Annotated in this window: 14 protein-coding genes; 2 read left to right on the top strand and 12 right to left on the bottom strand. The window is 37.6% G+C overall.

Going from position 1 to position 13115, the window contains the following annotated elements:
- The first annotated feature begins 11 nt into the window (after positions 1–11).
- A complete protein-coding gene (locus JEM65_RS11010) occupies positions 12–251 on the top strand; it encodes a TonB-dependent receptor (RefSeq protein ID WP_233530620.1) in 240 nt (79 codons plus the stop codon).
- 1 nt (position 252) lies between these two features.
- On the opposite strand, the gene JEM65_RS11005 is transcribed toward JEM65_RS11010, so the two are convergent.
- The 12 genes from JEM65_RS11005 to JEM65_RS10955 all read right to left on the bottom strand — a co-directional run bounded on the left by JEM65_RS11005 (position 253) and on the right by JEM65_RS10955 (position 12317).
- Positions 253–714 (bottom strand): hemerythrin domain-containing protein, encoded by a 462-nt coding sequence (locus JEM65_RS11005; protein ID WP_199599370.1) that lies wholly within the window; start codon positions 712–714, stop codon positions 253–255.
- Entirely contained in the window at positions 686–1891 is a 1206-nt protein-coding gene (locus tag JEM65_RS11000) for a hypothetical protein (protein WP_199599367.1), read from the bottom strand. Before JEM65_RS11000 ends, JEM65_RS11005 begins: the two co-directional genes overlap by 29 nt.
- Before the next feature lie 167 nt (positions 1892–2058).
- The gene (gene ric, locus JEM65_RS10995; protein WP_199599362.1) at positions 2059–2790 is read right to left on the bottom strand and encodes an iron-sulfur cluster repair di-iron protein; all 732 of its coding nucleotides are present in this window, start codon (positions 2788–2790) and stop codon (positions 2059–2061) included.
- Positions 2791–2897: 107 nt separating this feature from the next.
- Positions 2898–3332 carry an RrF2 family transcriptional regulator gene (locus JEM65_RS10990; RefSeq protein ID WP_199599519.1) on the bottom strand — a complete coding sequence of 145 codons (435 nt, stop codon included), beginning with the start codon at positions 3330–3332 and terminating at the stop codon, positions 2898–2900.
- A 91-nt stretch (positions 3333–3423) separates the two neighbouring features.
- Entirely contained in the window at positions 3424–4125 is a 702-nt protein-coding gene (locus JEM65_RS10985) for a sulfite exporter TauE/SafE family protein (RefSeq protein WP_199599361.1), read from the bottom strand.
- Positions 4126–4572 carry a FixH family protein gene (locus tag JEM65_RS10980; RefSeq protein WP_199599360.1) on the bottom strand — a complete coding sequence of 149 codons (447 nt, stop codon included), beginning with the start codon at positions 4570–4572 and terminating at the stop codon, positions 4126–4128.
- An 89-nt stretch (positions 4573–4661) separates the two neighbouring features.
- Positions 4662–6086: a cytochrome c oxidase accessory protein CcoG gene (gene ccoG, locus JEM65_RS10975; RefSeq protein ID WP_199599359.1), complete on the bottom strand. Its 1425-nt coding sequence runs from the start codon at positions 6084–6086 to the stop codon at positions 4662–4664.
- A 185-nt stretch (positions 6087–6271) separates the two neighbouring features.
- Entirely contained in the window at positions 6272–7147 is an 876-nt protein-coding gene (locus tag JEM65_RS10970; RefSeq protein ID WP_199599357.1) for a cbb3-type cytochrome c oxidase N-terminal domain-containing protein, read from the bottom strand.
- Positions 7144–7329: a CcoQ/FixQ family Cbb3-type cytochrome c oxidase assembly chaperone gene (locus tag JEM65_RS22400; protein WP_233530619.1), complete on the bottom strand. Its 186-nt coding sequence runs from the start codon at positions 7327–7329 to the stop codon at positions 7144–7146. The genes JEM65_RS10970 and JEM65_RS22400 overlap by 4 nt, the downstream gene beginning before the upstream one ends.
- Before the next feature lie 5 nt (positions 7330–7334).
- The gene (gene ccoN, locus JEM65_RS10965) at positions 7335–9518 is read right to left on the bottom strand and encodes a cytochrome-c oxidase, cbb3-type subunit I (protein WP_199599355.1); all 2184 of its coding nucleotides are present in this window, start codon (positions 9516–9518) and stop codon (positions 7335–7337) included.
- Positions 9519–9528: 10 nt separating this feature from the next.
- Complete coding sequence (gene ccoS, locus JEM65_RS10960; RefSeq protein WP_199599354.1) at positions 9529–9714, bottom strand: cbb3-type cytochrome oxidase assembly protein CcoS; 186 nt, start codon at positions 9712–9714, stop codon at positions 9529–9531.
- A gap of 227 nt (positions 9715–9941) precedes the next feature.
- The gene (locus tag JEM65_RS10955) at positions 9942–12317 is read right to left on the bottom strand and encodes a heavy metal translocating P-type ATPase (protein WP_199599352.1); all 2376 of its coding nucleotides are present in this window, start codon (positions 12315–12317) and stop codon (positions 9942–9944) included.
- A gap of 104 nt (positions 12318–12421) precedes the next feature.
- Here JEM65_RS10955 and JEM65_RS10950 point away from each other — a divergent pair, with 104 nt between their 5' ends.
- A complete protein-coding gene (locus tag JEM65_RS10950; protein WP_199599350.1) occupies positions 12422–13099 on the top strand; it encodes a Crp/Fnr family transcriptional regulator in 678 nt (225 codons plus the stop codon).
- The last annotated feature ends 16 nt before the right edge of the window (positions 13100–13115 follow it).

Genomic DNA, 13115 nt, shown 5'->3' with positions numbered 1-13115 from the left:
CCGCGCTTCAGTTGGAAGGGAATGGCAACCAAAGTAACTATGGCCGTTTTTATGGCGAAGATGAGACACCTGGATATGCAATTCTGAATCTGAATTTAGGGAATGAATTGACCATTCAAAACCATAATGTTGTTTTGAAATATGGAATCGAAAACATTTTGGATGCGAGTTATTCTACTTATGCGGATTGGAACAACATTTTGCGACAAGGCCGTAATTTTTATATGAACATGTCTTTTGTTATCCATTAAATTAACGCCAGAATTCATCCTCTACATTGTCTACAAAGCCGTCTTCATGATGGATTTCGGCAATGAGTGCCAATTGTTCTTCGGTGGCTGCTTTCTGAATTTCAGGGAACAAGGTACGTTCTTCAAAACGAATATGCTGCTCTAATTCTTCCTCAATTCTATGAAGATTTTTAGTGGCATCTTCGCCATTGGTGAACAGACGTTTTAACCGTCTATGATCTGCCAAAGCGCGCTTGACAAATTCGTGGTCTTCATCCAAAATGGTAAAAATATGCGTCTCTTCCAGTTTAAAGTGAGGGATCAAATGGTTCTCAAAAAACCAGTCTGCATAGATCTTGATGCGCTTGGTTTCAATGTTTTTACTGAATCCACTTCTGATTTTCCAAGACAGCAATAATCCGTGGTGGTGCTCTCTACTTAAAGGTTGAAGTGCTTTATGTCGTTTTAAGGGTTTTTGTGTCATAATTTCTGAGATTTAAAATGAAAAATAAGATGCCCAAGGGCAGAAAGATGCTGCATAACAGCAGAATGAGATAATACTGAGGCAACATTCCCCATCCAAAAAAGTAAAATATACCCTGAAGAATGAGTAATATTTCTGTGGAAACGAACCCTAATATAAAAGTATAAATACCAAAACTAAGGCTTTTGTTAGTGTTTGTTTTTGAATACTTCTGTAATAAAAATGCAAATAAAAATCCGCTGATAACGCCCAACATCATTAAATGGATAAATCCAATAACGAAGTTACGGTATTGATGTGCCATTTGAGCAACTAGTGGAATAATTGAAGCCGTTTGCAGTACAATTTTGAGGATAAATGAAATCAGTGCCAACCCATATAGCGCTTTGGTCAGGGTTGAAATTCCAGACCAGAAGGTAGTCCAGTGTGGTTTTAGCAATAGGATAAAATAATAGCCAGATAGCAGTTGTAAAAGAACGCCTAATCCGTTAATGATCAACCATAATGGATGGTATAAAAACCAACTTACAGGCAATGCAAATGTGAGGATGGTGGCGGCTATAAGAGTATTGAAAAACTGTTTAAATAGCGCTGAATTATCTATAGGAAATTGATGTAGAAATACAGCCAATACAGCCAACATAAACCAACCATTAAACTGAAAATGTAAGAAGAACTGTATGGCAATTTGATAAAATGCTGAGGCTTGACCCAAAATGGCCACGGCAGGACCCAGGCACCAAACACCTATGGTGGAGAGCACCATAAACACCAAAGATGATTTTAATAACTTACGGATGGGAGAGGAGGTGACTTTGTGGTTTTTCCAAACCAATCTTACAAAATAGTAACTACAGAAAATATGCAAGCATGAAAATGTAATGGAAATTGCAGCATACCCTGTAAAAGGAAAACTTACCATCATGCCTATAACGGCAAATTGTGTTACCCAAAATAAGCGGTTGTAAATGGGTTTCTTTTCTGGAATAAAGTAGTGTACAATTAAAAGATAGAGCATTAAGTAGACCCAACCGAGCATGGCAACGTGTGAATGTGCATGCGTAAGGTATCTGAAATTAATGCCAAGAGGTTGTACAAAAATGTAGCGTAATGCCAAACCCATTAAAGCGGCGATCAAAAAGTTGATCAGACATACAGCAATAAGTTTTTTTTGCATTTAAAGTAAATTTGGTCGCATAAAGTTACTAATAATAGAAAGAAAAAAAACACTTCCCATCATAACTCATTTAACAGGCGCTAAATTCCCCTCATAGAAACGTAGTAGCACAGTAGAATGAGTTATGAAAAGGAAGTGTCACTTCAACAATCAAAACCAAATAAAAATTATTTTAAGGATGCTTCCAGCTTAATTGCTTCAGGAAACAAGATGTTATTTTCTAAATGAATATGCAAATGCAAATCTTTTTCAAATTCCTCTAACATTGCAAAGGTTACTTTATAAGTATTACATCCGTCAGCAGGTGGGGTATAATTGTCAGTTAATTCTGCAATTTTTCTGAAACGTTCGCCCTCAGCTTCATGCTCATCTTTCATCATGGCGATTGGGTTTTCAACGGTATTAAATTGAGGAGATTCAATTTGAGTACCATCTGATTTTGCTTTTACCATACGTTTGATAAATGGGAAGAGGATCAACTCTTCTTTTTTCATATGAGCTGCCAATTCTTTAGAACAGCCAATAAATAACGCTGTAATCTCTAATAGCTCAGGATGCCTTTGTCCGTGTACTTTGCAGAGTTTATCTAAAAATTGTCGCAACACTGGTGTTTTTTCTTCAACATAGCGGTGGTGTTTTTTCTCAATATATTCTGCCAGTAAGTCTAAGGGCCAAGACTTGTAATCAATGGACTGCTGACTGTTGGAGGACTGTATATTTTCTAGTTTTCCTAATAATTCATCGATATCTATTTTGTTTTTAGTGCATACCTCTTCAACGGTTCTATCGCCTTTACAGCAAAAATCGATACCATAATTAGAAAATACGGCTGCGGTTCTAAAATCTTCAGCCACAAATTGACCGATTTGTTTTTGTGAATCTTTTTGTAATGTTTCCATAAATCTGTCCCAATCCTTTATAAATAAGGAGGTTTAAGGGGGGGGGGGTTAAATTAGACAAGTGTTTATTCGGATAAAATTATCCTATTTGTATTCAAATTTTTTTTTTATAATTTTAGAAAGCTTGCACCCGATTTGATATCAAGTGCCAACTGTTCAAGATTGGTGTTTTGCAACATATCCTTTAACTGCATTCTAATATCCTTAAATTGATCATGTACAGGGCATGGATGGTTCTCATCGCACACATGCAGGCCTAAACCACAACCTCTATAAATACTATCGCCATCAATGGCATTCACTATTTGTGAGAGTTTGATGGATGAAATCTCATTTTTAGGAATTTCAAATCCACCATAAGCACCTTTCACTGAATTGATAATCTTATGTCTTACTAAATCTTGTAGTATTTTTGCAGTAAAGGCTTCTGGTGAATTGATTTCCTTTGCAATTTCCTTTAAGCTTACACGTTCACCATCATAAGAATTGGATGCTATAAAAATAGACGCTTTAAGACCGTATTCGCAAGCTTTAGAAAACATAAATTGATTATTTTGTTGGTTCAAAGATACATTAAATTTTAAATAGGACAAAATTATCCGCATTAAAATTTAGTTGTTTTTTTAACTACTTTTAATGACATTCTATCTCACCTTGAGCCATTTCAATAGCTGGAGCAGGAGAGAGGTAAGGAATGCCAAGGCCCATACCGCGTAATATAAATAAGATGCCTATAATTACCACAAACACAGGAATGGCCTTTTGGATGCGCTGCTTGACACGGGTATTTAAAAATTTTCCCAAATAAATAGCAGAGGTCATTAAAGGAATGGTTCCTAAACCAAACAAGGCCATATACAAACTGCCCTGTAGAGCACTGTTCATGGCTAAAGAGGCAAATACAGCCATATACACAAGGCCGCAAGGCAAGAACCCGTTAAGGAAACCGATGGTAAGAAAAGTATCGGCGGTTTTTTTCTTTAGGGCTTGTCCTAAGGAGGATTTTACTTTAGAAATAATTTTGTAAATGGGTTTGGAGAAGTTGTAATTGTTAATTGTTTTTGTAGGGATTAAGACTACTACAATCATCAATATGCCAATTAATATAGAGAGCTGTTGTTGGAGACCAAAGATGTAAAGACTTTTACCAACCAGTCCAAAGAAAAGACCAATAAGGCTATAGGCCAAAATCCGCCCCAAGTGATAAGTGAAAATCTGTGCTACTTTTTTGGTAGAGTTGGACCGGTCAACCGGCAGCATAAAGGCAATAGGACCGCACATGCCCACACAGTGGAAGCTACCCAATAATCCGAATATGAGCGCAGACCACAGCATTTAATAGGTAATATCTCTTTTAAAGATGTACGAATCTTCTTTATATTGCCAATCTACTTTAATGTTCCAACGACCACCTAACAAACTTTTGTCAGGTATGAGCAAATTATGGTTAGACAATGAAATTGTACTTTCAAAGTCTAATTGTTTATTAGATGGTCTGTATAGGAACACTTTACCTTTAATATCTGATGGCGTCATGCTTTCAGGAAACGTAATTACTAACCCCTCTTCAGTATGTGTCCAAAAAAGATCTTTTTCTAGGGTTTGCGCATGTCTTTGCTTGTGCAGCTCATTTTCAAATTCCAACTCTTGGCCATAATAGTTTTCTGTCACCAAGTCGTGCTCATATTTTTTGTTAACCGTCATGGAAATAACAAAATACAATATAAAGCTTATAAAGCCTATAAATGCTAATACAATACCCGTACCCCAATTGAATTTCATAATACTATCTCTTTTATCATTCTCCCGTAGGAGGGATTCTTTCTTTCGTATAACTAAATGTTTTTCAACACTAATTTTAACGGTTTAAATTACTTATAACTTCTAGGTCCTAAGAAATTAACCGTTGTGGTTTCAATCAAATCATCGTCACTGTACACCTCAATCATCAATTTATTTTTGTCTGATTTTAGGTCGCCTTGATTGATTTCAATAAATAAGGTGCCTTCTGCCATTCCTTGTTTAGGGACCGTAAAACGGTCTTCAGCAGAAACCACTTTAATGGTCCCTTTATAACTTCTCAATTTGAAGTTTATTTCAGGGATATCTCTGGTTGTTTTGTTAATCAATTTATAGGTAAACACATTACTGATAATATTGTTATCCTTATGTTCAAATAGTTGACCTGGAAGTCTCAATACGCGTGCTTCTACATCGTTTCTTAACATCAACATTCCGATAAGAAGACCTGTTAAAATGACTAATACAGCCGAATAACCTTTAAGACGTGGTGTAAACTCAAATTTCTTTTTCTTCTCAATGTTTTCTTCACTAGCATATCTTATGAGACCTTTTGGAAGGTTGATACTTTCCATAATATGGTCACATTCATCAATGCAGGCAGTACAATTGACACACTCCAACTGCGTCCCGTTTCTAATATCGATACCTGTAGGGCAAACGTTAACGCATTGGAAACAATCAATACAATCGCCATGCCCCAAGGCTTCCCTATCTTCATTTTTACGGAATTTCTTTCTGCCATTCTCTGCTTCGCCACGTTTATGGTCATAGGCCACAACAATAGATTTATTGTCTAACAAAACGCCCTGCAACCTGCCGTACGGACATGCAATAATACATACTTGCTCTCTAAACCATGCAAATACGAAATAAAAGACTGCAGTAAAAATAAGAAGAGAAATCAGCGTACTGACATTAGCCATTGGTCCCGCAAGAATATAACTGATCAATTTATCACTTCCTATTAAATACGCTAAAAACACATTTGAAATGACAAAAGAAATCACTAAAAATAAAAACCATTTTAGACCGCGTTTTCTGATTTTTTCAACATTCCATTCTTGTCTATCCAAACGCATTTGGGCACCTCTATCGCCGTCAATCCAATATTCAATACGTCTGAAGACCATTTCCATAAATATCGTTTGTGGGCAAATCCATCCGCAGAAAATTCTTCCGAAAGCTACAGTAAACAGTGCTATAAAAATCACACCTATCAGCATAGAGATGACAAATAGATGAAAATCTTGTGGCCAAAAAGGAAAACCGAAGATATTAAAACGGCGTTCCAAAATATTAAACATCAAAAACTGATTGCCGTTTATTTTGATAAAAGGCGCCAATAAAAAGAACCCCAAAAGTACATAGCTGACCCATTTACGATAGTCGTAAAATTTGCCGCTTGGTTTTTTAGGAAAGACCCATTTACGCTTACCTTCATCAGTAAGAGTGCCTAGGGTGTCTCTAAAGCTTTCGTTTTGGGGAGTTTTCACTTGTTATTTTTTATCTATTGTACGCTACCTATTCGCTTGTTCTCCGCTAAGGAAATAGAGTATCACTTAAAGGAAATAGAGTATCACTTAAAGGAAATAGAGTATCACTTACTTTTCAGTACTAACTTACATCGTTAGTTTTGGCTTCAACAGATTTAGCTGGTGCCGTAACTTTAGCGACATTTCTATTCCTTCCAAATATCACCTTCAGGCTCTTTCGGTTTTGCAGGCGTGGTTCCTTCAAAAGTCATAATATAACTGGCAACTTGCGCCATTTCATTAGGCTTTAAGGTAGATTTCCAGGCGATCATTCCTTTTCCACTTCGGCCACCTTCACTAATGGTGTTAAAAATGTTCTTGATACCACCACCCAAAATCCAATGCTCATCCGCAAGGTTAGGGCCAATACCTCCACCACCATCTGCCATATGACAGGCCACACAGTTGGCTTCGTAAATAGTTCTGCCATTGGCCAAATCTGCCGGATCTGTCAACACGGCTACGGAGTTGATATCTACCAAATCCTTAGCGGTCTTCTTATACTCTTCTAGCTCTGCTTTAGCGATTTCTAAAGTAGTTTCCAATTCTTCATACTGATTTTCACCATCAAAAACATGGTAACGGATCAAGTAAACAGCCGCAAAGACTATAGACGCGTAGAAACCATAGAGCCACCAAGGCGGAAGATCATTATCAAGTTCTCTAATCCCATCATAATCATGGTCAAGAACAATTTCGCCTTCTTTTTCAATAGGTTTTGAACCCAACATTTTAGTATAGGTGGTACTGATCCATTCTCCAATTTTAGATGGTGAATTTTTAGTGGCGCGGAATCGTGCTTTAGCGGTTTCATCCAAGCTTTGATACATCACGTTTTCCAAGGCGGCTACAATAGCCTCGATAGCGAGAAGAATCACCAATACCAATACTAGGAAAAGCATGATCATGGGATTATTCATAAACGCAGGTTCATTTCCTGAGTCCACAAAGAATTCAATTAGACCCCATATGATAAAGAATATCAAAGGCACCCTGACGTAAGATGGAATTAAATGTCTCATAGTGTTGTTTCGTTTTGGTTGTCTAAAGGGATATTGCTCATTTTTTTGATATAGTCTTTTTTAGCGGTGAATACCCACCAAAAGAGGGCTACAAAAAAAGTAAAAAATATAAGTAAGGAAATCACCGGGTATATTTCTATACCCGAAATGCTGTCCATGTGGTTTTTGACATATTTTAGCATGATTGTTAGTTTTTAGTCGTTTCTAAATCTTGTATTTTGATATCAGTTCCTAAGCGCTGTAAATAAGCGATTATGGCTACAATCTCACGATCTCTCATATCTACGAAGTCTGCGCCACTACTTTGTTTATCTGCTTCGTAAGATTCTACAAAGTCAGGGTCAGAATAGAGGTTCTTTTCAATTTGTTCCCCTTGCTCAGCCATGTGCTGTTGCGCGTTGGCAATTTCCTCATCAGAATAAGGCACGCCCAAATTAACCATGGCTTTCATTTTGGTCTCTGTATTGGATTTGTCCAATTCAGTGGTAATTAGCCATTTGTAAGCCGGCATGATAGATCCTGAGGACGTACTCTGAGGGTCATACATATGGTTGAAATGCCAGTTGTCAGAATATTTGCCTCCAATTCTGTGCAAATCAGGTCCTGTACGTTTACTGCCCCAAAGGAATGGATGATCATATACAAATTCACCCGCCTTTGAAAATTCGCCGTAACGTTCTACTTCATCTCTAAACGGTCTAATCATTTGAGAGTGACAGCCCACGCAACCTTCGCGAATATATAGATCTCTACCTTCAAGTTCTAAGGGTGTATAGGGTTTAACACTTGTAATTGTAGGAATGTTTGATTTGATCATGATGGTGGGTACTATTTGAATGATACCACCAATAAGAATGGCAACAGTAGCACCAATAGTCAATTGAATTGGTCTGCGTTCTAACCAGCTGTGCCAATGTTCTCCTGCAACACGTTTTTTAGACACGCGCTGTAGGGCTACAGATTCAGCAAGTTCATCAGTTACTTCGCTACCTTTTCTGATGGTTTGAATGACATTATAACACATGATGAGCATTCCTGTTATAAATAATGTACCACCAATGGCGCGCATCCAGTACATGGGCATAATTTCAGTAACAGTTTCTAAGAAGTTACCATAAACCAATGTGCCGTCAGGATTGAATTGTTTCCACATACTGGCCTGTATAAACCCTGCAACATATAAGGGTAGGGCATACATAATGATCCCTAAAGTTCCAATCCAGAAGTGAACGTTTGCTAAAGCAACAGAGTACAGTTTGCTTTTGGTCATACGTGGAATTAACCAATAGATCATCCCAAAAGTTAAAAACCCATTCCAGGCTAAGGCACCAACGTGAACGTGGGCAATAATCCAGTCTGTATAATGGGCTATAGCATTAACGTTTTTCAAGGACAGCATTGGCCCTTCAAACGTGGCCATACCATAACCTGTAATGGCAACCACCATAAATTTTAAAACAGGGTCGGTTCTTACTTTATCCCAAGCACCACGAAGTGTAAGGAGTCCGTTGATCATACCCCCCCAAGATGGCATTAATAACATGATGGAGAATGCTACACCTAAATTTTGTGCCCATTCTGGTAACGCTGTATATAATAAATGGTGAGGTCCAGCCCATATATAGATAAAGATTAACGACCAGAAGTGAACTATGGAAAGTCTGTAAGAATACACGGGTCTGTTGGCCGCTTTAGGTACAAAATAGTACATCAGCCCCAAAAACGGTGTTGTTAAGAAAAACGCAACAGCATTATGCCCGTACCACCATTGTACCAGGGCATCCTGAACACCTGCATATACGGAGTAACTTTTAAAGGCACTTACAGGAATAGCTAAACTATTAAAAATATGGAGTACGGCAACCGTTACAAACGTGGCGAGGTAAAACCAAATGGCCACATATAAATGTCGTTGCCGTCTTCTCAATATGGTTCCGATAAGGTTCCAACCAAAAACGACCCAAACTACTGCAATTGCAATATCAAAGGGCCATTCCAATTCAGCATATTCCTTAGAAGACGAAAAACCTAAGGGAAGTGTGATGGCGGCACCAACGATAATCAATTGCCATCCCCAAAAATTGAAGTTACTTAAAGCATCACTAAACATTCTTGCTTTTAATAACCGCTGAGAAGAATAATAAATACCTGCAAAAATGGCATTCCCCACAAAGGCGAAGATTACGGCATTGGTGTGCAAAGGTCTCAATCTTCCAAAGCTCAACCATGAAACACCGTCCGTAAGATTGGGGAAAAGAAATAAGAAAGCCAGTAATAGACCCACCAACATCCCTATCACGCCCCAGAACATGGTGGCATATAGGAATTTTTTGACGATTTTATTATCGTAATAAAATTGTTGCATTTCCATAGTAAAAAGATTATTCTTGATTAGTTAGTTTTGATGTTTTTGGTTTTTCTTTTATGAGCTCATCTTCAAAAAGCATGCGAACGGAAGGGGTGTAACTGTCATCATATTGCCCGCTTTTAACTGCCACGATAAAGGCAATAAAAAAAATGACAGCAACTACAATGCTGATAGTCAGTAAAATGTATATAACGCTCATACCTATTTAGAAGTTATGGCTCAAAATTACAGTTGATGCCAAAGTTATTTTATGATATTTATCATGTATTGTGTTTTTTACACCCACTAAAACCTGATATATTTTAGAAAATTTGTGACCCTCTTTGCTTTCAAATTTATACAATTTTTTGTTAAAATATACCTTTGAGGATTCAATTAAAAATTTAGTGTTCAATTAAATGTTTTAAAGAAACATAAACATATCGTTTATTTCAATTTTCGGGACACCCAATTGGTTGCAATTGTGGTAAATACCACCACACTAATAGAACTTAAAGGCATTAGGATTGCAGCAATGACGGGAGCCAATTGTCCGGTGACTGCAAAATAAACACCAATCACATTATAGAATAAGGACAGCATAAAGCTCCAATTGACAATTTTGATGGCCGACTTAGATAAATTAAGGAAATCTCCCAAATTGTTAAAGTTCTCTGCATCTAAAATGGCATCACAGGCAGGAGAGAAGACGTTCACATTTTCAGAAAGAGCAATACCAACGTTGCTTTGCGCCAACGCACCCGCATCATTTAATCCGTCGCCAATCATCATTACTTTGGCGCCCTCAGTTTGATGGTATTTTATATATTCCAGTTTATCATCTGGTTTTTGATTGAACAGCATTTTGGTTCTTGCCGGCAATAATTTTTTTAGGTTTTCCAGTTCGCCTTCATTGTCTCCCGACAAAATGGCCAAATCGTACTGTTTTTTCAGGGTGTTGAACAACTTTGCCAATCCTTTTCTGTAGCTATTGTAAAACGTGTACTTCCCTTTGTAGGTGTTGTTGCTACTAATGTGGACGGCAGTGTTTAGTAAGGCTGCCTCATTGGTTTTACCTACAAAATTTGCCGATCCAATTTTGATCCGATCCTGTTGATGTACTCCTTCAATGCCTTGACCTAAATGCTCTTCAAATTCATCGAGCGTAATGATGTCATTTTCTTCTAGAAGCGCATAAAGCGTTCTACTGAGTGGATGATTTGAACCTCTTAGGGTGTTTTTTAATAAAAGCTCTTCTGAAGACGATAAAGAATCCCCTTCGTAGGTTGCTGTACTTTGTTTATTGGAAGTGATGGTTCCCGTTTTGTCAAAAATGACGGTATTGATCGCCGCCATTTGTTCAATGACTGTGGCGTTTTTTAAATAGAACTTATGTTTTCCAAAAATCCGCAGCATATTACCAAGGGTAAATGGAGCAGCCAACGCAATGGCACAAGGACAGGCAATAATTAGAACAGATGTAAAAACATTTAGTGCTTTACTGGAATCTGCAAATAACCAGAACGTTGTGGAGATAAAGGCAATACTCAGCACGACAATGGTAAAACGTTTACTGATAACATTGGTCAGCGTCGTAAAGCCATCTTCTTTAGATTTATTAAACACATCGTTGCCCCATAACTGGGTCAAGTAACTTTGTTCAACACTTTTTAAGGCTTCCATTTCTATACTTCCTGAGGTTTGTTTGCCACCAGCAAAGAGTTTGTCTCCTGAGATTTTTCTTAATGCTTCAGATTCTCCCGTTACAAAACTGTAATCAATTTTGGCGTTTCCTTTTATGAGCACGCCGTCTACCGGAATCAGTTCTTCGTTTCTAATGAGCAATCGGTCACCTTCTTTAATGTCATACACCTGAACAGGCTGTTCTTTGCCATCCTTTGTTATTTTGGTAATGGCGATTGGAAAATAGGATTTGTAATCCCGTTCAAACGATAAAAAGGAATAGGTTTTTTGCTGGAAGAATTTCCCTAACAATAAAAAGAAAAGTAATCCTGTTAAGCTGTCAAAGAATCCAGACCCTAGGTCGAACATGATGTCTACTGTACTTCTTAAAAACAGCACAATAATCCCCAATGCAATAGGCACATCTATATTTAAGGCTTTTGCACGCAAGCCTTTGTAGGCCGATATAAAATAATCTGATGACGCATAAAATACTACGGGAAGTGAAAACGCAAACATCAACCATCTAAAAAATGGTTTGTACTGCTCTAGCCAAAATTCATTGACCTCAAAATATTCTGGAAAGGATAAAAACATCACATTCCCGAAAGCAAATCCTGCAATGCCAAGCTTGTAAATTAGGGAACGATTGACGTGGTTTTTTCCAGTAGAAAAATCCTCTAAACTGATATAAGGCTCGTAACCAATGCTACTGAGCAAAATGACCACCTCTTTTAAACTGTAGGTCTCTGAATTATATTGAAGACGCACCGTTTTCTTTCCAAAATCAACTTGAGGTGATGAAATGTTCGGGTTAAGTTTGTTCAGGTTTTCTAGCACCCAAATACAGGAACTACAATGAATTTGCGGAATGTACAGTGTGGTGATTTGCGATTTGCCATCATCAAACTCTACTAATTTCTCGATAATATTTGGTTGGGAAAGGAAATCGTATTTACCCTGAATGTCTTTTGGGGTGGTGCCTGGGTTGGATTGTAAGTCGTAATAGGAGGTAAGGTCATTTTCTGAGAAAATCTCATAAACCGTCTTGCAGCCTTGACAACAAAAAGATTTATCATCATGAAGAACTGTGGACGTCTCACAAGGATCGCCACAGTGGAAACAGCTCGATTGCTCCATAATTATGCTCATTTATACCTCCTGCAAAGGTGCGAAATTGATCGCAATTTAAACTATGATATTTGTCATGTTTTTCGTAATTTTGAAGGTCAATTATAAGAGCTATGAGTAGTTGTAAACAATGTATTGCGCGTCAGTTAAATGCGATGAATACATTGACCAAAGAGGAGATGAAACAGGTTGCAGCATGTAAGACTACGCGGTTTTATAAAAAGGGTGATGTTATTTTTAACGAGAATGAAATGCTCAATGGGGTGTATTGTGTAAGAGAAGGTCTTTGTAAATTGACAAAACTAAGTGCCAACGGGAAAGATCACACCATTAAATTGATGGGAAAAGGAGATCTCATTGGGCAACGGTCTATTATTAGTAATGAAAGGACAAACTTAAGCGCCATTGCGCTAAACGATATGGAACTCTGTTATGTGCCAAAAGAACAAATTATAAGCACTATTAAAACCAACCAAGAATTTTCATTTGATATTTTACAGAATCTTGCCCAAGATTTAAGAGAAGCTGAAGACGATTTGATCAATATGGCGCAAAAGACGGTTAGGGAACGTCTCGCGGCAACCATTATTTATGTAAGCAAAAATTTTGGGGTGGATAAAGAAGGGTATTTGAAGGTCCATTTATCACGTGAAGATTATGCGAGCATTGTAGGAACCGCAACAGAATCTGCCATTAGGATATTGTCTCAGTTTAAAAAAGAAGGATTGATTTCTACTTCCGGAAAAAGGATCAAAATTGAAAACTTGAAGGATCTGGCACGTGTTGAATAACGAAACGAGTCTATAA

Origin of the sequence: Gelidibacter salicanalis (genome assembly GCF_016469035.1) — a bacterium.
In the GTDB taxonomy this organism is placed as follows: domain Bacteria; phylum Bacteroidota; class Bacteroidia; order Flavobacteriales; family Flavobacteriaceae; genus Gelidibacter; species Gelidibacter salicanalis_A.
Note: the sequence above shows the minus strand (reverse complement) of the source record. Positions and strands in the feature narration are given on the sequence as shown.